Annotated in this window: 21 protein-coding genes; 11 read left to right on the top strand and 10 right to left on the bottom strand. The window is 68.2% G+C overall.

Features of this window, described 5'->3' with window-relative positions:
• The first annotated feature begins 114 nt into the window (after positions 1-114).
• Positions 115-831, top strand: coding sequence for an LppX_LprAFG lipoprotein (locus KIH27_RS07535; protein ID WP_372451322.1), 717 nt, complete (start codon positions 115-117; stop codon positions 829-831).
• Positions 832-993: 162 nt separating this feature from the next.
• On the top strand, positions 994-1,458 hold the full coding sequence (ssb, locus tag KIH27_RS07530) for a single-stranded DNA-binding protein (RefSeq protein WP_214092323.1): 465 nt from the start codon (positions 994-996) through the stop codon (positions 1,456-1,458).
• A 16-nt stretch (positions 1,459-1,474) separates the two neighbouring features.
• Here the strand turns inward: ssb and KIH27_RS07525 are convergent, their stop codons facing one another.
• From KIH27_RS07525 to KIH27_RS07515, 3 genes are read right to left on the bottom strand one after another with little or no spacing between them, the layout of a single operon-like run.
• On the bottom strand, positions 1,475-1,864 hold the full coding sequence (locus KIH27_RS07525; RefSeq protein ID WP_214092322.1) for a fluoride efflux transporter FluC: 390 nt from the start codon (positions 1,862-1,864) through the stop codon (positions 1,475-1,477).
• Positions 1,861-2,211 (bottom strand): DUF190 domain-containing protein, encoded by a 351-nt coding sequence (locus KIH27_RS07520; protein WP_214092321.1) that lies wholly within the window; start codon positions 2,209-2,211, stop codon positions 1,861-1,863. Before KIH27_RS07520 ends, KIH27_RS07525 begins: the two co-directional genes overlap by 4 nt.
• Positions 2,208-2,675: a fluoride efflux transporter FluC gene (locus KIH27_RS07515; RefSeq protein WP_214092320.1), complete on the bottom strand. Its 468-nt coding sequence runs from the start codon at positions 2,673-2,675 to the stop codon at positions 2,208-2,210. The genes KIH27_RS07520 and KIH27_RS07515 overlap by 4 nt, the downstream gene beginning before the upstream one ends.
• 188 nt (positions 2,676-2,863) lie before the next feature.
• Here KIH27_RS07515 and ettA point away from each other — a divergent pair, with 188 nt between their 5' ends.
• Genes ettA through KIH27_RS07500 form a run of 3 tightly spaced genes read left to right on the top strand, consistent with a single transcriptional unit; the run spans position 2,864 to position 9,872 of the window.
• Positions 2,864-4,537, top strand: a complete 1,674-nt coding sequence (ettA, locus tag KIH27_RS07510; protein ID WP_214092319.1) for an energy-dependent translational throttle protein EttA — start codon at positions 2,864-2,866, stop codon at positions 4,535-4,537.
• 53 nt (positions 4,538-4,590) lie between these two features.
• Positions 4,591-9,459 (top strand): NAD-glutamate dehydrogenase, encoded by a 4,869-nt coding sequence (locus tag KIH27_RS07505; protein ID WP_214092318.1) that lies wholly within the window; start codon positions 4,591-4,593, stop codon positions 9,457-9,459.
• A complete protein-coding gene (locus KIH27_RS07500; RefSeq protein WP_307856809.1) occupies positions 9,456-9,872 on the top strand; it encodes an acyl-CoA thioesterase in 417 nt (138 codons plus the stop codon). The genes KIH27_RS07505 and KIH27_RS07500 overlap by 4 nt, the downstream gene beginning before the upstream one ends.
• A gap of 32 nt (positions 9,873-9,904) precedes the next feature.
• Here the strand turns inward: KIH27_RS07500 and KIH27_RS07495 are convergent, their stop codons facing one another.
• From KIH27_RS07495 to KIH27_RS07470, 6 genes are all read right to left on the bottom strand, one after another.
• Complete coding sequence (locus KIH27_RS07495) at positions 9,905-10,249, bottom strand: type II toxin-antitoxin system PemK/MazF family toxin (protein ID WP_214092362.1); 345 nt, start codon at positions 10,247-10,249, stop codon at positions 9,905-9,907.
• The gene (locus KIH27_RS07490; protein ID WP_214092317.1) at positions 10,243-10,494 is read right to left on the bottom strand and encodes a ribbon-helix-helix protein, CopG family; all 252 of its coding nucleotides are present in this window, start codon (positions 10,492-10,494) and stop codon (positions 10,243-10,245) included. The genes KIH27_RS07495 and KIH27_RS07490 overlap by 7 nt, the downstream gene beginning before the upstream one ends.
• A 105-nt stretch (positions 10,495-10,599) precedes the next feature.
• A complete protein-coding gene (locus tag KIH27_RS07485; RefSeq protein ID WP_214092316.1) occupies positions 10,600-12,192 on the bottom strand; it encodes a glycoside hydrolase family 13 protein in 1,593 nt (530 codons plus the stop codon).
• Positions 12,193-12,194: 2 nt separating this feature from the next.
• Entirely contained in the window at positions 12,195-12,590 is a 396-nt protein-coding gene (locus KIH27_RS07480; protein ID WP_214092315.1) for a globin, read from the bottom strand.
• A 60-nt stretch (positions 12,591-12,650) separates the two neighbouring features.
• Positions 12,651-13,496, bottom strand: a complete 846-nt coding sequence (locus KIH27_RS07475) for a sensor domain-containing protein (RefSeq protein ID WP_214092314.1) — start codon at positions 13,494-13,496, stop codon at positions 12,651-12,653.
• Positions 13,497-13,764: 268 nt separating this feature from the next.
• Complete coding sequence (locus tag KIH27_RS07470; protein ID WP_214092313.1) at positions 13,765-14,757, bottom strand: sensor domain-containing protein; 993 nt, start codon at positions 14,755-14,757, stop codon at positions 13,765-13,767.
• A 192-nt stretch (positions 14,758-14,949) separates the two neighbouring features.
• Here KIH27_RS07470 and KIH27_RS07465 point away from each other — a divergent pair, with 192 nt between their 5' ends.
• The 6 genes from KIH27_RS07465 (at position 14,950) to KIH27_RS07440 (ending at position 18,102) form a co-directional block, all read left to right on the top strand.
• Positions 14,950-15,564 carry an HNH endonuclease gene (locus KIH27_RS07465; RefSeq protein ID WP_214092312.1) on the top strand — a complete coding sequence of 205 codons (615 nt, stop codon included), beginning with the start codon at positions 14,950-14,952 and terminating at the stop codon, positions 15,562-15,564.
• A 65-nt stretch (positions 15,565-15,629) separates the two neighbouring features.
• A complete protein-coding gene (ctaJ, locus tag KIH27_RS07460; RefSeq protein ID WP_214092311.1) occupies positions 15,630-15,869 on the top strand; it encodes an aa3-type cytochrome oxidase subunit CtaJ in 240 nt (79 codons plus the stop codon).
• On the top strand, positions 15,856-16,323 hold the full coding sequence (locus KIH27_RS07455; protein ID WP_214092310.1) for a DUF5130 family protein: 468 nt from the start codon (positions 15,856-15,858) through the stop codon (positions 16,321-16,323). Before ctaJ ends, KIH27_RS07455 begins: the two co-directional genes overlap by 14 nt.
• A 117-nt stretch (positions 16,324-16,440) precedes the next feature.
• Positions 16,441-17,142, top strand: a complete 702-nt coding sequence (locus KIH27_RS07450; RefSeq protein ID WP_214092309.1) for a hypothetical protein — start codon at positions 16,441-16,443, stop codon at positions 17,140-17,142.
• Positions 17,143-17,219: 77 nt separating this feature from the next.
• The gene (locus KIH27_RS07445; RefSeq protein ID WP_214092308.1) at positions 17,220-17,552 is read left to right on the top strand and encodes a hypothetical protein; all 333 of its coding nucleotides are present in this window, start codon (positions 17,220-17,222) and stop codon (positions 17,550-17,552) included.
• Positions 17,553-17,631: 79 nt separating this feature from the next.
• Positions 17,632-18,102, top strand: coding sequence for a hypothetical protein (locus KIH27_RS07440; RefSeq protein ID WP_214092307.1), 471 nt, complete (start codon positions 17,632-17,634; stop codon positions 18,100-18,102).
• Positions 18,103-18,125: 23 nt separating this feature from the next.
• On the opposite strand, the gene pepN is transcribed toward KIH27_RS07440, so the two are convergent.
• Positions 18,126-20,690: an aminopeptidase N gene (gene pepN, locus KIH27_RS07435; RefSeq protein WP_214092306.1), complete on the bottom strand. Its 2,565-nt coding sequence runs from the start codon at positions 20,688-20,690 to the stop codon at positions 18,126-18,128.
• Positions 20,691-20,709: the final 19 nt, after the last annotated feature.

Genomic DNA, 20,709 nt, shown 5'->3' with positions numbered 1-20,709 from the left:
GGCCTGTCGGCTGGTGGTGGCCACCGGACGACCGTAGCGCAACCCCGCAGCGGCGCTGGTCCCACGGGGGTTGCCGTGATTTCGATGAGAGGCGGTGCCTTTACGATGTTCGGCATGCGCAGGCTCCTGGCTGTGATCGCTCTCACGAGCGCCGTTGCGGCCCCGGCCACCGCCTGCTCGCCATCGCAGGCGCCGTCGACCTCGGCGTCGAACCTGGCCGGGCGGCCGCTGCCGGATTCCGCGGCACTGCTCAAGCAGTCCAGCACTGCCACCAAGAACCTGAAAAGCGTGCACCTGGTGCTCGGCGTCACCGGGAAGATCGAGGCGATGTCGATCAAGTCACTCGATGGCGACGTGACCAACGAACCGAGCACCGCGGCCAAGGGCAAGGCCACCATCATGATCATGGGCGCCAGCGTCGACATCGACTTCGTGGTGTTCGGCGGCCACCTCTACGCGTTGCTGCCCGGCGGTGCCTGGCACGACTACGGCCCGGCCTCCAAGGTTTCCGACGTGGTCTCGATCCTCAACCCGCACACCGGGCTGGCCAATCTGCTCACCGATTTCGTCGACCCCAAGGCCGAGGCACGGGAGACGATCGACGGCCAGCAGACGATCCGGATCGTCGGCAAGGTGACGGCGGATGCGGCGAACAAGGTCGTGCCACCGCTGGACGCCACCAAGAAGGTCTCGTCCACGGTCTGGATCCAGGAGAACGGCGACCACCAACTGGTGCGGGCCACCCTGGCGCCGACCGAGGAGGACGCGGTGCAGATGACGCTGTCGGGCTGGAATGCGCCGGTCACCGTCGTCAAGCCGGCGGGCGCCTGATCCGCGCCGCGCGCCGATCACCGGTGGGTTATCCCCAGAGCTGAGTTCTTCCCCAACTGCCGCTGCTGCGGCCTGCTCGCGTGACCGGATTGTCGGCGGCGTGCGGCGCAATGGTGCTGCGCCGGTGAGCACACCGACGTACCGCCAGGGAAGGAATGAGCAATGTTCGAGACAGCGCTGACCGTGGTCGGCAACATCGTTAACGATCCGATCTGCCGCGTCGTCGGCCAGCAGGAGGTGATGAACTTCCGGGTCGCCAGCAACTCTCGTCGCCGTGGCGCCGACGGCAACTGGGAGCAGGGCAATTCGCTGTTCGTCTCCGTCAGCTGCTGGGGCCGGCTGGTCACCGGGGTCCGCGCGTCGCTGCGTAAGGGTTCGCCGGTGGTCGTCACGGGGAACGTGCACAGCCGGGACTACGAGGACCGGGACGGCGTTCGGCGTTCCGCGCTGGAGATGCGCGCCACCGCCGTCGGACCGGACCTGGCGCGTTGCGTGGCGCGGGTGGAGAAGCTGGTGCCGGCCGGGCCCGATGCGCCGGTCACCCCCGCCGAGCAGTCGCAGGACGTGCCCGGCGACCCGGAGGACGGCCTGGTGCCCGACGACGAGTTGACGGAGTCCGCCGCCTGAGCAGGGTCCGGCTGGGTCAGGCCCACCCGGCGTGGCCCAGCGCGGTCCCGGCGTAGTAGACGCCCATCCCCGCGGTGAGCGTCAGCGCGACGTTGGCCAGCGCGTACAGCCGGGCGCCGCTGCGGGTGAGCTGCAGGGTCTCGTAGGAGAACGTCGAGTAGGTGGTCAACGCCCCGCACAGACCGGTGCCGATCAGCAGATCCAGCCGGTCGGCGAGCACCGGGTCGGCACCCTTGATCCCGGCGACGGCGCCGGTGAGCAGCCCCAGTGCCAGGCTGCCGAGCACGTTCGCGGTCAGCGTGCCCCACGCGAAGGCCGTGCCGTGCCGGGACTGCACGAACTGATCGGTCAGATACCGCAGTGGTGCCCCCACCGCCGCGCCGGCGATCACCATCAGCCACGTCACGGTTGGTCGTCTCCGCGCCCGGTGTAACGAACGACCTCGACCTCGTCGAGGGTGATCAGCCCTTCGGTGATCAGTTCGTCCAACTGCGGCAGGAAGGCGCGGATGCGGTCGGGGGAGTCGATGACGACGACGGAGACCGGGAGGTCCTCCGACATCGACAGCAGCCGGGTGGTGTGGATGGTGGAGGAGGCGCCGTAGCCCTCGACGCCGCGGAACACACTCGCACCGGCCAGCCCGGCCCGCTGGGCGCGGTGCACGATCTCGGTGTAGAGCGGCTTGCGGTGCCAGGTGTCGCTCTCGCCGACATACACGGTCAGGCGCAGCGCGGGTCCGGTGAGGTGGGTCATGGCGTCCTCCTGATGAGCAGTCGTCGGGCCAGGGCGGCAGCGGTCCAGGTCGCCAGCAGGGCGACGATCGGGGTGGTGACGAGATACAGCAGGCCGAGGATCGGGTGGCCGGTGTCGGTGAGGGTGTCGACCTCACCGGCGAACGTCGAGAACGTGGTGTACCCGCCGAGGATGCCGGTGCCGAGCAGTGGTCGCAGCAGCCGGTGCCCGACCCACAGTTCGGTGATCGCCACCATCAGCAGGCCCATCAGCGCACACCCAGTGACGTTGATCGTCAGCGTGGACCACGGAAACGTGCCGGCCGGTGCCGGCCAGCGCAGCTGCACCCCGTAGCGGGCCGCGGCGCCGATCCCGCCGCCGACGCTGACCGCGGCGACCGTCGGCAGCCGCTCCCGCCACACCCGCGACCGCGGGCGTCGTCGCACGAACGGATCGGTGCCGGTCGCGACGTCGGAGTCGGGCATCGGCACAGTGTCGTTCTCCCGCTTCGTGTGCAGTCGCCCCGCGGGTGCGGTGGACACACCGCCGAGACCGGTTCAGCATAGGGCAGCGCGGCACCCTGCGGCCGGGATAGATGCGCGTGACCACGCGGTTTCGGCACTACCTAGGATGGGCGGCACACAATCCGTTCCTGGGAAGGCGACATCGCGGCATGGCTGAGTTCATCTACACGATGCGGAAGGTCCGCAAGGCGCACGGTGACAAGGTCATCCTCGACGACGTCACGCTGAGTTTCCTGCCGGGCGCCAAGATCGGCGTCGTCGGCCCCAACGGCGCCGGCAAGTCGAGCGTGCTGCGGATCATGGCCGGCCTGGACCAGCCGAACAACGGCGACGCACTGCTGACGCCCGGCGCCAGCGTCGGCATCCTGATGCAGGAGCCGGAGCTCGACGAGACCAAGACGGTCCGCGAGAACGTCGAGGCCGGTGTCGCGATCAAGGCCAAGCTCAACCGGTACAACGAGGTCGCCGAGCTGATGGCCACCGACTACACCGATGAGCTCATGGAGGAGATGGGCCGCCTGCAGGAGGAGCTCGACGCCGCCGACGCGTGGGATATCGACTCCCAGCTCGAGCAGGCCATGGACGCGCTGCGCTGCCCGCCGCCCGACGAGCCCGTCACCCACCTGTCCGGTGGTGAGCGTCGGCGGGTCGCACTGTGCAAGCTGTTGCTGAGCAAGCCGGATCTGCTGCTGCTCGACGAGCCCACCAACCACCTCGACGCCGAGAGCGTGCTCTGGCTCGAGCAGCACCTGGCGAGTTACAAGGGCGCCATCCTGGCCGTCACCCACGACCGCTACTTCCTCGACAACGTGGCCGAATGGATTCTGGAGCTGGACCGCGGCCGGGCCTACCCGTATGAGGGCAACTACTCGACCTACCTGGAGAAGAAGGCCGAGCGCCTCGAAGTCCAGGGCAAGAAGGACCAGAAGCTGCAGAAGCGGCTCAGGGATGAGTTGGCCTGGGTGCGCTCGGGAGCCAAGGCTCGGCAGGCGAAGAACAAGGCTCGCCTGGGCCGGTACGAGGAGATGGTCGCCGAGGCGGAGAAGACCCGCAAGCTCGACTTCGAGGAGATCCAGATCCCGACCCCGCCGCGGCTGGGCAACGTGGTCGTCGAGGTCGAGCACCTGGACAAGGGCTTCGGCGGGCGCCTGCTGATCAAGGATCTCTCGTTCACGCTGCCGCGCAACGGCATCGTCGGCGTCATCGGGCCCAACGGCGTCGGCAAGACCACGCTGTTCAAGACCATCGTCGGACTCGAGGAGCCGGACAGCGGCATCGTCAAGGTCGGGGACACGGTCAAGCTGTCCTACGTCGACCAGAGTCGCGGGGGCATCGACCCGAAGAAGACGGTCTGGGAGGTGGTCTCCGACGGGCTGGACCACATCGTGGTCGGGCAGAACGAGATGCCGTCGCGGGCCTACGTCTCGGCGTTCGGGTTCAAGGGGCCCGACCAGCAGAAGCCCGCGGGCGTGCTCTCCGGTGGTGAGCGCAACCGGCTGAACCTGGCGCTCACCCTTAAAGAGGGCGGCAACCTGATCCTGCTCGACGAGCCGACCAACGACCTGGACGTCGAGACGTTGAGCTCGCTGGAGAACGCGCTCGAACAGTTCCCGGGCTGCGCCGTGGTGATCTCCCACGACCGGTGGTTCCTGGACCGCACCTGCACGCACATCCTGGCGTGGGAGGGCGATGGCGACAACGACGCCAAGTGGTTCTGGTTCGAGGGCAACTTCGGTGCCTATGAGGAGAACAAGATCGAGCGACTCGGCGCCGAAGCGGCCCGTCCTCATCGAGTCACCCACCGCCGCCTCACCCGCGACTAGTGTTGGGCCGGTAGCGGCTGCTGCCGGAACTGGCGTTGGTCAGGAGGGGTCGGATGACGGTCGATCCGGGATCCATCAGTGCACACGGAGCCAACTCGTGGGGTCCGTTCACCGATCCGGAACCGCCCGGCGCCCCGGCCTGGGTCGCTGCGGCATACGTCGACACCTATCGCGGCCCGCACAGCGATTCGCTGGGTGAGGACGACGAGTCGGACGTCGAGCTGATCCGCCCGGCCGGCGCTGCCGTCGCGGCACCGGCGCCGGCGCTGCTGGCCGCCCATGCGCGGTTGGCCCGGCACCGGCCCGAGGGGGAGACCCGGGTCGCGGTCTACCCGGCGGATGACCCCGGTGGGTTCGGTCCGGCGCTGCAAGTGGTGACAGGCCACGCGGGCATGCTGATGGATTCCGTCGCGGTGCTGCTGCACCGGCTCGGCGTGGCCTATCAGGGGATCATGACCCCGGTGTTCACCGTGCGGCGCAGTGCGACCGGGGAGCTGCTCAGCGTCGAGCCGAAATCGGCGGAACCGCAGGGCGACTCGGAGGCCTGGATCCACGTTCAGCTGTCGCCGTCGATCAGCCCGAGCGTGCTGGCCGAAGCCGAGCGGCTGCTGCCCGACGTGATGGCCGACGTGCGGCAGGTCGCGGTCGACTCCGCCGCGATGACCGCCCAGCTGAGCACGCTCGCCGCCGACGTGCAGGCCGACCGGGACGGGCACTTCAGTGCACCGGACCGGGAGGACGTCGCGGCGCTGCTGCGCTGGCTGGCTGACGGACACTTCATCCTGCTCGGCTATCAGCGCGGGGTGGTGCGCGACGGCCAGGTGCTGGTGGATTCGGCCGCCCGGCTCGGGGTGCTGCAGTTGCGCCGGTCAACCCGGCCGCGACTGACCGGTGACAAGCTGCTGACGCTGGCGCAGGCGACGGTTCCCAGCTACATGCGGTTCAGCTCGCACACCTACGTCGTGGTGATCAGGGAGGACACCGGCGCCGACATCGTCGCGCACCGCTTTGTCGGGCTGTTCACCGCCGGGGCGATGAGCGCCGACGTGTTCGAGATCCCGGTCATCTCCCGCACGGTGCGCCGGGCGTTGACGCTGGCTGAGCACGAGCCGGGTCATCCCGGTCAGCTGCTGCTGGACATCATCCAAACGGTGCCGCGCTCAGAGCTTTTCGCGATCAGCGCCGAACAGTTGCTGACGATGGCGATGGCGGTCTCCGACCTCGGATCCCGGCGCGGGGCGCTGCTGTTCCTGCGCGGCGACCGGACCGGGCGGTTCGTGTCCTGCCTGGTGTACCTGCCGCGGGACCGCTACACCACGCCGGTCCGGCTGCAGATGGAGGACATCCTGCTCACCGAGTTGGGCGGGACCGGTCTGGAGTACAGCGCGCGGGTCAGTGAAGCACCGTGGGCGCTGCTGCATTTCATGGTCCGGCTCTCCGACGCCCCGGACGCTCACCCGGTCGACGTCTCCGAGGCCAACCGGGTGCGCATTCAGGCGAGGCTGACCGAGGCGACCCGCACCTGGGCGGACCGGCTGACCGAACTGGCCGGGGCCGGCGCCATCGGATCAGCCCAGGCGGAGCACTACGCGGCGGCGTTCACCGAAACCTACAAGCAGGCCGTCACGCCCGACGAGGCGATCAGCGACATCGCGATCATCGAAGGACTGACCGATGATTCGGTGAAGCTGGTCTTCTCCGACTACGGCGACGGCGACGCCGCCCAGCTGACCTGGTTCCTCGGCGGGCACGGCGCTTCGCTGAGCCAGCTGTTGCCGATGCTGCAGTGCATGGGTGTGGTGGTGATCGAGGAGCAGCCGTTCACCGTCACCCGCGCCGACGGCCTGAAGGTGTGGATCTACAAGTTCAAAGTCTCACCGCACCAGAGCATCCCGATCCCGGTGACCGGCGCCGAACGCGACGACGCCGAGCAGCGATTCGCCGATGGCGTGACCGCGATCTGGGAGGGCCGGGTCGAAGCGGACCGATTCAACGAACTGGTGCTGCGCGCCGGACTGACCTGGCAGCAGGTGGTGGTGCTGCGCGGGTACGCCAAATACCTGCGGCAGGCCCGTTTTCCGTACAGCCAGAACCACATCGCCGCGGTGCTCAACGAGCATTCGGGTACGGCGCGGTCGCTGGTGGTGCTCTTCGAGGCACTGTTCGACCCGGCCCGTACCACCCGCAGCCGTGACGCGCAGGCGGCGGCGGGCGCCGTCGCCGCCGACATCGACGCGGTGGTCAGCCTGGACACCGACCGGGTGCTGCGGGCGTTCGCGTCGCTGATCCAGGCCACGCTGCGCACCAATTACTTCATCACCCGGGGAGATTCCGCGCGCGGCCAGAATGTGCTGGCGATCAAGCTGAACGCCGAGATGATCGACGAATTACCTTTACCCCGACCGAAATTCGAGATCTTTGTCTACTCGCCGCGGGTCGAGGGCGTGCATCTGCGCTTCGGCTTCGTCTCCCGCGGCGGACTGCGCTGGTCGGATCGCCGCGAGGACTACCGCACCGAGATCCTGGGACTGGTGAAGGCCCAGGAGGTCAAGAACGCGGTGATCGTGCCGGGCGGGGCGAAGGGCGGCTTCGTGCTGAAGCGGCCGCCGCTGCCCACCGGGGACCCGGCCGTCGACCGGGAGGCCACCCGCGCCGAGGGCATCGCCTGCTACAAGCTGCTGATCTCCGGGCTGCTGGACGTCACCGACAACGTCGATCACGTCACCCGGACCGTCAGCACACCGGCGCAGGTGGTGCGCCGTGACGGCGATGACGCGTACCTGGTGGTGGCCGCCGACAAGGGCACCGCCAGTTTCTCCGACATCGCCAACGAGGTCGCGAAGTCCTACGGGTTCTGGCTGGGCGACGCGTTCGCCTCCGGCGGATCGGTCGGCTACGACCACAAGGAGATGGGCATCACCGCCAAGGGTGCATGGGAGTCGGTGAAGCGGCACTTCCGCGAGATCGGCGTCGACACCCAGAGCCAGGACTTCACCGCGGTGGGCGTCGGCGACATGAGCGGTGACGTCTTCGGCAACGGAATGCTGCGCAGCGAACACACCCGCCTGCTGGCCGCGTTCGACCACCGGCACGTGTTCTTAGACCCCGACCCCGACCCGGCCCGGTCGTTCGTGGAGCGCCAGCGGATGTTCGACCTGCCCCGGTCCAGTTGGGACGACTACGACAAGTCGCTGATCAGCGCCGGCGGCGGTGTGTACTCCCGCGAGTTGAAGTCGATCCCGGTCAGCCCGCAGGTCCGCAAGGTGCTCGACCTCGGCGACGACGTCACCGAACTGACCCCGCCCGCGCTGATCCGGGCGGTGTTGCGGGCGCCGGTCGATCTGCTGTTCAACGGCGGCATCGGCACCTACATCAAGGCGGAGAACGAATCCGATGCCGACGTCGGCGACCGCGCCAACGACGCGGTGCGGGTCAACGGAAATCAGGTGCGCGCCAAGGTGGTCGGCGAAGGCGGCAACCTCGGGGTGACACCGCTGGGGCGGGTCGAGTTCGACCTGTCCGGTGGGCGGATCAACACCGACGCGATGGACAACTCCGCCGGTGTGGACTGCTCCGACCACGAGGTGAACATCAAGATCCTGATCGACTCCCTGGTCACCGTCGGCAAGCTGGACGCCGCCGACCGGGCGGATCTGCTGGCGTCGATGACCGACGAGGTCAGCGCGCTGGTCCTCGAGGACAACGTCGCCCAGAACGACCTGATGGGCACCAGCCGGGCGAACGCCGCCAGCCTGCTGCCGGTGCACGCCGAGCAGATCAAACACCTCATCATCGACCGCGGCCTCAACCGGGAACTGGAGGCGCTGCCGTCGGAGAAGGAGATCAACCGACGGGCCGGGGTTGGACTGGGGCTGACCTCACCGGAGTTGGCGACGTTGATGGCGCACGTCAAACTCAGCCTGAAGGCGGAGGTGCTGGCCACCGACCTGCCCGACCAGGATGTGTTCGCCGCCCGGCTGCCGCAGTATTTCCCGGTCGCCATGCAGCAGCGTTTCGGCCCGGAGATCCGTACGCACCAGCTGCGCCGGGAGATCGTCACCACCATGCTGATCAACGACGTGGTGGACACCGCCGGCATCACCTACGCCTACCGGATCACCGAGGACGCCGGTGTCGGCTTCGTCGACGCGGTGCGGGCCTACGTCGCCACCGACGCGATCTTCGGGGTGGGGCGGCTGTGGCGGCGGATCCGGGACGCCGGTGAGCGCGACGGGCTGCCGGTCGCGGTCTGCGACCGGATGACGCTGGATCTGCGTCGCCTGATCGACCGTGCCGGGCGGTGGCTGCTCAACTACCGGCCGCAGCCGCTGGCGGTCGGTGCCGAGATCAACCGGTTCGCCGAACAGGTGGGCCGGCTCGCGCCGCGGATGTCCGAATGGCTGCGCGGCGACGACGCGGACATCGTCGCCCAGCACGTCGGCGAGTTCGCCGCCCAGGGTGTGTCGCGCGACCTCGCGGTCGATGTCGCAACCGGCCTGTACCGCTACAGCCTGCTCGACATCATCGACATCGCCGACATCGCCGACCGGGACGCCGTCGAGGTCGCCGACACCTACTTCGCGCTGATGGACCGGCTCAGCACCGACCGGCTGCTGACGGCGGTGGCCGATCTGCCCCGTGACGACCGGTGGCATGCGTTGGCGCGGTTGGCGATCCGGGACGACATCTACAATTCGGTGCGGTCGCTGTGCCTGGACGTGCTGGCGGTCGGTGAGCCGGACGAGGACGGGATGCAGAAGATCACGGAGTGGGAGACGACCAACGGGTCGCGGGTGGAACGAGCACGGCGCACGCTGACGCAGATCTACGAGTCCGACCAGCGGGATCTCGCCGCGCTGTCGGTGGCGGCGCGACAGATTCGCAGCATGACCCGGTCCAGCGGCAGTGGAGGGGCCGCGTGAGCCAGCCCGGTTTCGTCGCGGCGGTTCCGGTGCGCTGGTCGGACATCGACATGTACCAGCACGTCAACCACGCGGTGATGGTCACCGTCCTGGAAGAGGCCCGGGTGCCGTTCCTGTCGCCGGCGTTCGCGGTCGACATCACCACGGTGGGCCTGCTGATCGCCGAGGTGCAGATCGGCTACAAGGGGCAACTGCGACTGACGGATTCGCCGCTGCAGGTGACGATGTGGGTGAAGCGGATGCGGGCGTGTGACTTCACCATCGGCTACGAGGTGCGTTCGGTGCACGCCGCCCCGGACTCCAAGCCGGCGGTGATCGCCGAGACTCAGCTGGCCGCGTTCAGCATCGACGAGCAGAAGCTGGTGCGGCTGTCCCCGGAGCACCGGGCGTATCTGGAGAAGTTCGTGCGCTGAGGGCGCGTCCGCCGCGAACGGAGACCGCCGGGCTATAGGCCGAGGACGCGTCGCAGGCCGAGATCGACCTCGCACATCAGGTCGACATCAAGCCGACCTACCCGGCCGGTGAGGTCCGATTTGTTGAGAGTGACCACCGCGGTGACGTTGACAACCGAATCGCGGGGGAGGCCGGACATGGCGGCGGGGATGAACACGTTGCCGGGCATTGCGGCCAACGCGACGTTGGACGTGATCACCGCGACGAGGACGGTATTGAGTCGGCTGTCGTTGTAGGGGTCAGACTGCAGGATCAGCACCGGCCGGCGCTTGGCGGGCCGACTGCCCTCGACGGGTCCTAGATCGGCCCAGTGGATGTCGGCGCGACGGATCACCAGTCGTCATCCGTCGCGGCGAGGACCCGACGGCCGGCCATGGCCGCGTCGACTTCCGACTCGTCGGGATCTTCGCCGATCCGCCGAAGGGCGTCGTCGATGCGTGCCGTCAACGATCCGGCGTCGAGTTCATCCAGGTAGTGATCGGCAGCGCGGGCGAACAACTCCGACCGGCTCATGCCCAATTCGGCCGCACGGCGGGTAACCCGTTCGAACGTGGCGTCCGGCACCGAGATCGCGGTCTTCATGGGCTCGAGTATAACTTGGTATCACCGTGCGGATTTCACGAAGCGACCAGACGACATCATGCGGCTCGTGAAATCGCGGACATCGTTGGTCGATATCGCCGCAGGTTAAGCCAGCCACGCCGCGGTGTTCGGGGGCAGCTGGTGCCCGTTGATCGGCCCGCTGGCCAGCAGTAGCTTCCCCGCCGGTAGTTCCACCGGCTGTGCACCGGTGTTGACCGTGCAGACCAGGCCGTCGCGTTGAAATGTCAGGACGCCACCGGGTGTGAGAAGCCATTCGATGCCGCCATCGAATCCCGCTCGCTCCCGGCGTATTTCGAGTGCCTGTCGATACAGCGACAACGTCGACCCCGGATCGCCCAGTTGGTGTTCGACGGTCAGCGACGCCCACTGCGGCGGCATCGGCAGCCAGGTATCGGCGCGTTCGGAGAACCCGAACGGCGGTGCGTCACCCGACCACGGCAGCGGTACCCGGCAACCGTCGCGGCCGCGCACGGTGTGCCCCGAACGTTCCCACACCGGATCCTGCAGTACCGCATCCGGCAGCTCGGCCTCCGGCAGTCCTAACTCCTGCCCGTTGTAGACGAACACCGCACCCGGCAACGCCAGCAGCACCAGTGTCATCGCCCGGGCTCGCGCCAGCCCGACCGCGCCGCCGCCATAGCGGGTGACCGCCCGGGTGACGTCGTGGTTCTCCAGTGCCCAGGTCGGCGTGCCGGTCGACGAACGCTTGCGCGAGGAGAGCCGGTGCGTTTCGGATTCCGTCGAACCCACCGAGGCCACCGCCGCCAGCGAGTTGTCAATCGCGTTGCGGATCTCCACGGCATCGAAATCCGCTTGCAGCAGACGGAAATTGAACGCCAGGTGCAGTTCGTCGGGCCGGATGTACTGCGCGAACTGCGCGTTGTCGTGCACCCAGACCTCGCCGACGGTCACCGCACCGGGATAGTCGTCGACGACGGCACGGATCGCCCGGTGGATCGCGTGCACACCGGGCCGGTTGAACCGGGGGTCGTCGTCGCGGTGGGTGAGCAGGGCGATGTCGGTGTCGGGCATGTCCGGCAGGCCGGGCGGTTTGGCCATCCCGTGCGACACGTCGAGGCGGAAGCCGTCCACACCACGATCCAGCCAGAACCGCAGCGTCTTCTCGAAATCGGCGGGCGCATCCGGGTTGTCCCAGTTCAGGTCCGGCTGTTCGGGGGCGAACAGGTGCAGGTACCACTGCCCGTCGGATACCCGCGTCCAGGCCGGCCCGCCGAACACCGATACCCAATTGTTCGGCGGCAGTTCCCCATCCGGGCCACGGCCGTCCCGGAAGAAGTAGCGACCTCTCTCCGGGCTGCCCGGGTCGGCGGCCAATGCGGCGACGAACCACGGGTGCGCGACACTGGTGTGGTTGGGAACCAGATCCATCAGCAGCCGGATTCCGCGGGTGTGCGCCGCAGCCACCAGTCGGTCCAGCGCTGCCAGGTCACCGAAGAGCGGGTCGACGGCGCGGGGGTCGGCCACGTCGTAGCCGTGATCGGCCATCGGCGACACCGTCACCGGGTTCAGCCACATCGCGTCAACGCCCAACCGCTGCAGGTGATCCAGGTGCGCGGTCACCCCGTCGAGGTCGCCGACCCCGTCGCCGTCACTGTCGGCGAACGAGCGCGGATACACCTGGTAGAAGACACCCGCACTCCACCACGGTGCGCCCATCGCTACGGCACGTTGATCAGGAAGTCGGCGACCGCATCGAAGTAGTTGAGCAGTTCCTTGCGATGAGCGTCGTCGAGGGTTTCGGCATCGATCTCACCGACCGCGATGTGCATGTTCCGCAGCCAGGCGTCGCGGGCCTCCTCATCGATGTGGAACTCGACGTGGCGCAGGCGCAGTCGGGGATGCCCGCGCTGATCGGAGTAGGTGCGGGGTCCACCCCAGTACTGCTCGAGGAACATCCGCAGCCGATCCTCGGCGCCGTCCATGTCGTACTCGGGGTACATCGGGTACAGCAGTTCGTCCTCGGCCACCAGCGCGTAGAATCGCGACACGATTCTGTGGAAGGTCTCCGCACCGCCGACGGCGTCGTAAAACGACTGCTCCTGTAGCTGTTCCATCGCCACCCATTGTGGGGTATCGCCGGCGCGGTTCCCACGCGGTGTGGGCGGTTGCACAGGTCAGGACGGGATGCGGTCCAATATGCGCTGGGCGATCGCTGAGGTCTGGTCGGACGCGTCTGGCCCCAAGATGTAGAAGACAACCATGACGTTGGACTTGGCTGCGATTGCCAGAGTCTGGATGCCGTGCTGTGCGCTGTTCGTCGTGAGTGTGTTGCGAAGTAGCGTGATTGCGTTCTCCGGCAGTGGGTTGCCGGCGTCGAAATACCCTTCGCCGGTATCGGTGGTCGAGACCTGCGTGACCCGTCTGCCTGCGCATTGATGCCATTGGTCGACCACGGTCGCCGTGAATCGTCGCGCGGATGATGCGTCGGGAAACGCGGCTACACCTCCGCCGAACTGGTTGCTCAACGACGAGGTCTCGTCGGAGCGGCCGTAGAAACCCTGGTAACCGTTTTCTTGGAAGATTCGCTCGGGGATGGAACCTGTGACACTTCGGCATTCGTCCGGGTCGAAGGTTGCCTTCAATTCCGCGTCGGTCCAAATGTCGGTGCGGGTTTCTGAGGTGTACATGTCGGGGACATTCAGGCTGTTTCGGACCTCGTCGATGCTCGGGAACAGGTTCGACAGGTCGGCCGGTGCCACGGTGGGTGGCGGCGGTGGTGGCGGGGGAGTGCTGCTGGAGGTGGTGGCGGCGGTGGTGGTGACCGGCGCGGCAACTGCCGGCGGGGTGCCCGCGGAACGGCCTTGAACGGCCCACACTGCGCCGGCGACCAGTGCGGTGACGAGGAATGTGTAGGACAGGGTGACGCCGACCAGGGCGCGATCCCGGGATCGTGCGTCGTGCTGGCCGAGGGCGAGGTGGCCGAGCACCGCCCCGGCGGGTGCGAAGAAGAACGCGAACACCACCGACAGGGTGGCCAACACGCTGCTGTCCGATTGCGGCGGCTGCGGCGGGGGCGATGTGAACCCCGGTGTCGGCGGGCCCGGCGGGGCGAACGGATTCTGGCCGGCCGTGTTGGTGCCGAACGGATTGCCGCCCCAACCGCCGGAGGTCACCGACGAGGCCCTGCGGTTCGGATGCTCACGGGAGAGGAACCTACCGGACCATCGCCGTTGTCCCCGTGACCGTTCTTTGCCGCCCCGACCCTGGGCTCAGCGGGAAACCCTTGATTCAGGACGGGATGCGGTCGAGGATCCGGCGTGCGAGTGCGGTGGCCTGATCGGCGGTGCCGAACTGCGACAAGATAAGCAGCTCGACCGCGACGTTAGCTTTCGCTGCGGTGACGAGGAACTCGGAGCCGACTGCATTGTTGGGCATGGTGGCGGTGTTGCGCAGCGTCGTGATGCCGTCGGCCTCGGACGGGTTGCCGATGTCGTAGCTGGTGTGCTGGCCATTCGGGAAGGCCTGGACGACCCGTTGGCCGACGCATCGTCGCCACACCTCGATCGTCTGCGTGGTGAACAGTTGCGCGGACCCGACGTCGGGGAACGACGTCACCGCCATGTTGACCGAGATCGCCTTCGTGGCGTCGGTCCGGACGAATGTGGCGTCGGCCCGGTTGTCGATATACACCAGATTCCTCGTGCCGTTCACCGCGCCGGCGCAGTCACCCATCGCCTGATCGGAGTCGGTTTCCTCCGGCGACGACGGCAACTCGGTCGATGTAGAGGTGGTGTTCAGCTCGGGCCCGTTCACGATCGTCCGGACTTCATCGAGGGTGGGCAACAGGTTCGACAGGTCGGCCGGCGCCACGGTGGGTGCAGGCGGCGGTGGCGGGGGACTGCTGGTGGTGCTCGTGACGGTGGTGGTGACCGGCGTGGCAGCCACTGGCGGGGCGCTGGCGAGCCGGCCCTGGACGGCCCATACGGCGGTGGCGACCAGTGCGGTGACGAGGAAGGTGTAGGACAGGGTGACGCCGACCAAGGCGCGATCTCGGGATCGTGTGTCGTGTTGGCCGAGGGCGAGGTGGCCGAGCACCGCGCCGGCGGGTGCGAAGAAGAACGCGAACACCACTGAAAGGGTGGCCAGGACGCTGCTGTCCGATGGTGGTGGCTGCGGTGGGGGTGGTGTGTAACCCGGGGTCGGCGGGCCCGGCGGGGCGAACGGATTCTGGCCGGCTGTGTTGGTGTCGAACGGATTGCCGCCCCAGCCGCCCTGGGTCATCTGAGCATCCCGCCGCTGAAGGTGTTCATCGACGGCAAAAATACCGGACTGCCGGCGCTGCGTCGGTGGTGGCGTTCCGTGAAACGGCCAGCTAACACACGGCAGATTGCTATGCGATCAGTGCCCAGTCATGGTGAACTGTTCGGCGGAGGATCGTATGGCGCAATTCACACCCTGCACCGAACAGCACTCATGAAGAGGCGGAGTCACCGCAACTCCGTCACCCCGACGAGCCTGACCGGGCTCGCCGCCGCTTCCTGTGCGCATCAGACCCCCGATTCCGGCTCGATCTGGAACCGTCGCCGCGTGCTGCTGCTGAACTCCACCTACGAACCGCTGACCGCGCTGCCGATGCGACGCGCGGTGGTCATGCTGATCTGCGGCAAGGCCGACGTCGTGCACGACGACCCGGCCGGACCGGTGATCCACTCGGCGACCCGGGCCGTGGTGGTGCCCTCGGTGATCCGGCTCCGGTCGTTCGTGCGGGTGCCCTACCGGGCCCGTATCCCGCTGACCCGCGCCGCGCTGATGCACCGCGACCGGTTCAGCTGCGCCTACTGCGGCGGCAAAGCCGACACCGTCGATCATGTGGTGCCGCGCAGCCGGGGCGGGGATCACTCCTGGGAGAACTGCGTGGCCTGCTGCGCGCCGTGCAACCACCGCAAGGCGGACCGGCTGCTGGTCGAGATCGGCTGGACGCTGCGCCTGGTGCCAACCTCGCCGAAGGGCCAGCACTGGCGACTGCTGGCGGTGCTCAAGGACCTGGATCCGACGTGGATGCGCTACCTCGGGGAAGGCGCGGCCTGAGCAGACCCGGATCCAATTCGGTGTCTGCGTGTACCTGGCGGGCGACGGTGGGATACGGTTTTCGCGTGAGCGTGTTGTCATTCCTTGGCTACTTCGTCGGTATTCCGGCATTGCTGGTCGCGCTGTTGTCCTCGCGGATCTGGTCGCGCAAGGGTGCGCATGCGCCCACCTACGCGATGTCGCAGTCCTGGGCGCAGGCGCATCCGCCGATCCTGTGGGCGGCCACCGACGAGGCCGTCGGCGGCGGGCACGGTCACGGCAAGTCGGAGTTCAGCGTGGGAGGTGGCGCCAGTGGCAAGTGGTGAGGTCGCGACGATCGATCCGGCGGATCTGCCGTACGGCTCGGTGATCACTTACAGCGGGCGCGTTTCCGGTGTCACCGAGCCCGGCACGCTGTCGGTGAACTACCCGTTCCCCATCAAGGACCTGGTGACCCTCGACGACGCGCTGACCATGGGGTCGCGGGCGTCCAAGGCGCGGTTCGCCGCTTACATCGGTGATCTCGGCGGGGACACCGCTGCCCGGGCCCGCGAGATCCTGGCGAAGGTGCCCACCCCCAACGACGCGGTGCTGGTCGCCGTCTCCCCGGACCAGCGGGCCATCGAGGTGGTCTACGGCGCCGGGTTGAGCGGGCGCATCGCCCCCGTCGCCGCACCGCAGGGCGTGGCCGCCGCCGCGGCGGCGTTCGCCGATGGTGACCTGATCGACGGCCTGGTCAGCGCGGTGCGGCTGATCTCCGCCGGTATCTCCCCGGCGTAGGAACCCCCGCTTTCGGGCGCGAGCGTGCGTGTCCCCGGTCAACACACCGCGTGGAAATCCGTTTCCGCGCACGCTGACGCTGCTGCGTCACCGGCTTCGGCGGCGCACCGCACCTGGTTGGGCAACGTCGAGCGGCGAGCGGTCGCCCCGAAGGTCGTCGCCGGCATCGTTCGGCAGCACGGCATCACCCGGGACACGTTCCGGGTTCTCGACTCGCTGGTCGAGATCAACGACCCGGACGGCAAGTCCTATTTTCTGCTGTCGAACCGTACCGGCGGTGGTGACGCTCGGGACGCAGCGCTGCTGACGTATCTGCTCAACGCCGGCACCGGCTACGGTCCTGCGGGGAACGATTTCCCCGAAACGCCTTACGGGGCCGACGAGGTTCGGCGCATCATCGGACGCCAGCGGGCCAATCGCTGGAGCTACGATGCGGTTCGGGTCATCACCGGCACCGGCGGGTGTTTGGCGGCGACCCCCAACGGTGTGCTGATGGGCTTGGGCGGCAACTGGATTCACACTCAGCTCAGTCGTCGCGGTGGAACCATGTGGGGAGATGTCTTCCTGCTGAACGGTGGTCGCGGTGTCGACCCGACCCGGGGGCTCCGCGCCGTGATCGAAGCGGGTTGCCTGGCCGACGGCGGCCCGAGCCTGGACCGGGTGCTGCACCACGAGGAGCGGCACGCTCAGCAGTGGGCGCGGCTGGGGCCGGTGCGGATGGGCACCAGCTACCTGGCGGAGGAGACGCGGGTGCGAATCCTCGGCGGGGACAATCGATTCGAGGTCGACGCCGGGCTGTCCGACGGGGGATACCGGTGAGCGCACCGAATCCCAGGCCGCCGTCACCTGGATCGGCTGCTGCACTCAGTCTCTCGTTTGAGCCTGGACGGGACGTCTTGGAGTTGAGTTCGCAGGCAGAGGGCGGCACGGAGATCGAGCACTTCACGCTCGGCGGTCCCTATCCGGCAGGGCTCCAGGTATCCCAGCCGCTCCCTGAGGGATTCGATTGGCGCGCAGAGAAGTCGATGCATCTGTCGCTGACCGGTGGTTCCAGCCAATGGGGGCCGATGACTGACCTCGCCGAGGTCATCAAGGGATCCGGTCAGCATCCGCCCGACACCTACTGGTTCCAAGATGTCGGCTGGCTCAACCCGGCCAATGTCGCCGCTCAGGACGGCAAGACCTTCCTGGGCCTGTGCACCCCAAAAACGGCGAACCGCCGGCCGTGATGATCGGCGCTAGGATCCCGCCGCGAAACAGCAACGGGGTCAACGGCTGTGAAGCCGATACCCTCGGTCGAGGTCACCGATGAGTCATCCTGATCCGGGCAATTGGGGGCACCCACCGTTTCCGGCGCCACCGCCGCAGGAGAGGTTCTCCGGTCTGCCGATCATCCGGATCATCGCCGGTGTGATCGGCGGAGGCGCGTTGCTGTTGACCCTGATGCTGTTGTGGGCGGTGATCACCTCGGTACTGGACACCAATCCCTTCGCCGACCCGCATGGCTACGTCATCATGTTCGGAACCCTGATCGGATTCATCTGTGCGATAACGGCCACCGTTGTTCTGCCGATGGCACTGCCGGCGCGCCGGTGGCGACGCGGATGGGCGATCGCGGTGGTCATGCTCGGCTGCTGGATCGCCGTGACCGCAGCGTGCTTCCACTACGCCGACCGGCATCCACACCTGCGACGCGGCTACGTGGAGTCCTCGCGGCCGGCGGTCGGAGCGCGGGTCACCGACCTGCGTGAGGTGATCACCGGCTCCCTGCACGCCTGATCCGGCCTACCGCCCGGGCTGAATCAGCCTGCGTCGAACGCCCGGGCCCGCAGCGACCGCTCCACCCCGGCCCGGCCCTCCACCACCAACCGGCGCAACGCCGGCGGCACCTCGGGGTCGGCCAGGAACGCGTCGGCCGCGTCCAGTCCGGCCTGGCTGACGTCCCAACCCGGGTAGAGCCCCACAACCACGGTCTGGGCGACCTCGCTGGAGCGACGCTGCCACACCCCGGCGATCTCGGCGAAATAGCGGGCGGTGAACGGCGCCAACAACTCACCCTGCCCGGGTTGCACGATGCCGCCGATGATCGCCCGGCCGGTGATGTTGGCCAGCGTGTCGTCCTCGAGCACCTGCCGCCATGCGGCGGCCTTGACGTCGGCGTGCGGCCGCGCGGCACCGGCCTGCGCGGCCGAGCGCTTACCGGCGGCGGTCTGGTCGCGCTGCGCCTCGGCGCCGATCGCGTCGGCGTCGAGCATCCCGCTGCGCGCCAACGCGACCGTGATCCGCCAGCGCAGGTCGGTGTCGACCGCAAGACCGGAAAGCCCCTGCGCGGCCGGGTCGCCGTCCAGCAGCGCGGCCAGCACCGCGGTGTGCCGCGCCGACAGCACCGACGTGCACAGCGCGTTGACGAACGCCAACTGGTGATCCGAACCGGCCTCGGCCTCGCGGGCCAACGCCAGCAGTCGGTCGGCGAACGCCGGCCACCCCTCAGCGGCGGCCCACGACGGCTCGGCGTAGAAGCCCAGTGCAGTCTGCGCCTGCAGCAGCAGCCGCTGGGCTACCCCGACCTCGCTCTCGGCGCCGATCCCGCGCGAGATCAACGCGAGGAAGTCGCGGGCACGCAACTCGGCTTCGCGGGTCATCTCCCACGCCGCCGACCACACCAGGGTGCGCGGCAGCGACTCGGTGATGTCGGCGATGCGCTCCAAGGCGGTCGCCAGCGAATCTTGGTCCAGTCGCAGTGCGCAATACGTCAGGTCGTCGTCGTTGACCAGGATCAGCTTGCCGCGTGGAACCCCCACCAGCGCAGGGACATCCGTCATCGGCCCGTCGACGTCCAGCTCCTCGCGGTGTACCCGGACCAGCCGGCCGGAGCCGGCCGGGTCGTCGTCGTAGACGCCGATGGCTAGCCGGTGCACGCGGGTCTCGCCGGCACCGGGCGCCGCGCCGCTCTGTGCCACCGCGAACCGGGTGAAACGCCCGTCGTCGTCGATGTCGAAATCCGCCCGCAACGTGTTCAGCCCGGTCGTCTTCAACCACTGCCGGCCCCAGCCGGACAGGTCACGGCCCGAAGCCTTCTCCAGGGCTGCGAGCAGATCGTCGAAGGTGGCGTTGTCGAACGCGTGCGCGGCGAAGTAGTCCCGCAGTCCGGCCAGGAAATGCTCCAGCCCGACGTAGGCCACCAACTGCTTGAGCACCGAAGCGCCCTTGGCGTAGGTGATCCCGTCGAAGTTGACCTCGACGGCGGCCAGGTCGGGAATGTCCGCGGCGATCGGATGCGTCGACGGCAGCTGGTCCTGCCGGTATGCCCAGGACTTCTCGGCGTTGGCGAACGTCGTCCAGGCACTGGTGTATTCCGTTGCGCCACTTTGGCACAGCACCGAGGCGAAGGTGGCGAACGACTCGTTGAGCCACAGGTCGTCCCACCACCGCATGGTGACCAGGTCGCCGAACCACATGTGCGCCATCTCGTGCAGCACGGTCTCGGCGCGGCGCTCATAGGACGCCCGGGTCACCTTGGACCGGAAGACGTAGTCCTCCAGGAACGTCACCGCGCCGGCGTTCTCCATCGCGCCGGCGTTGAACTCCGGGACGAACAATTGGTCGTACTTGCCGAAGGCGTACGGCACACCGAAGTTGTTGTGGTAGAAGCCGAATCCCTGCTTGGTTTCGGTGAACAGCCGCTCGGCGTCCATGTGCTCGGCCAGCGACGCCCGGCAGAACAGGCCCAGCGGAATCTCGCCGTGCTCGTCGCGGTAGACGTCGTCCCAGCGGGCGTACGGCCCGGCGATCAGCGCCACCAGGTACGTGCTCATCTTCGCGGTGGTGGCGAAGGTGTGCACCCCGCCGTCGGCACTTGCCGTGGCGCCGTTGGAGATCACCTGCCAGTGCGGCGGCGCGGTGACGGTGACGTCGAAGGTGGCCTTGAGGTCGGGCTGGTCGAAACAGGCGAACATCCGCTTGGCGTCGGCGGTTTCGAACTGCGAGTACAGATACACCTCGTCGTCGACCGGGTCGACGAACCGGTGCAGACCCTCACCGGTGTTGGAGTACAGGCAGTCGGCGTCGACCTCCAGGACGTTGCGCTCGGCCAGTCCGGTCAGCGCGATCCCGGTCGACTCGTCGTACGCCGACACGTCGAGGGCACGGCCGTTGAGGGTCGCGCTGCGCACGGCGTCCGCGGCGATGTCGATGACGGTGTCGGCGCCGGGCAGCGCGCTGAACGTCACCGTCGTGGTGGACCGGAAGGTGCGCTCGCCGGGCCGGCCGTCGCCGTCGGTCAGGTCCAGGACGATCCGGTAGTTGTCGACGGTGACCAGCGCGGCACGCTCGGCGGCCTGGTCGCGGGTGAGGTTAGGAAGGGCCACGCCCGCCAACAGTAGCCGC

It is taken from the genome of Mycolicibacter acidiphilus, assembly GCF_018455725.1.
GTDB classification, from domain to species: domain Bacteria; phylum Actinomycetota; class Actinomycetes; order Mycobacteriales; family Mycobacteriaceae; genus Mycobacterium; species Mycobacterium acidiphilum.
The sequence above is the reverse complement of the archived record's forward strand: the minus strand, read 5'-3'. Positions and strand labels throughout refer to the sequence as shown.

Bases quoted from the DNA above. Each gene is read 5' to 3' on its own strand.
- KIH27_RS07520 (WP_214092321.1), bottom strand. From the start codon at position 2,211: ATGACCCACCTCACCGGACCCGCGCTGCGCCTGACCGTGTATGTCGGC.
- KIH27_RS07535 (WP_372451322.1), top strand. From the start codon at position 115: ATGCGCAGGCTCCTGGCTGTGATCGCTCTCACGAGCGCCGTTGCGGCC.
- KIH27_RS07470 (WP_214092313.1), bottom strand. From the start codon at position 14,757: ATGACCCAGGGCGGCTGGGGCGGCAATCCGTTCGACACCAACACAGCC.
- KIH27_RS07465 (WP_214092312.1), top strand. From the start codon at position 14,950: ATGAAGAGGCGGAGTCACCGCAACTCCGTCACCCCGACGAGCCTGACC.
- KIH27_RS07485 (WP_214092316.1), bottom strand. From the start codon at position 12,192: ATGGGCGCACCGTGGTGGAGTGCGGGTGTCTTCTACCAGGTGTATCCG.
- KIH27_RS07515 (WP_214092320.1), bottom strand. From the start codon at position 2,675: ATGCCCGACTCCGACGTCGCGACCGGCACCGATCCGTTCGTGCGACGA.
- KIH27_RS07480 (WP_214092315.1), bottom strand. From the start codon at position 12,590: ATGGAACAGCTACAGGAGCAGTCGTTTTACGACGCCGTCGGCGGTGCG.
- KIH27_RS07490 (WP_214092317.1), bottom strand. From the start codon at position 10,494: ATGAAGACCGCGATCTCGGTGCCGGACGCCACGTTCGAACGGGTTACC.
- ssb (WP_214092323.1), top strand. From the start codon at position 994: ATGTTCGAGACAGCGCTGACCGTGGTCGGCAACATCGTTAACGATCCG.
- KIH27_RS07440 (WP_214092307.1), top strand. From the start codon at position 17,632: ATGAGTCATCCTGATCCGGGCAATTGGGGGCACCCACCGTTTCCGGCG.
- ettA (WP_214092319.1), top strand. From the start codon at position 2,864: ATGGCTGAGTTCATCTACACGATGCGGAAGGTCCGCAAGGCGCACGGT.
- KIH27_RS07505 (WP_214092318.1), top strand. From the start codon at position 4,591: ATGACGGTCGATCCGGGATCCATCAGTGCACACGGAGCCAACTCGTGG.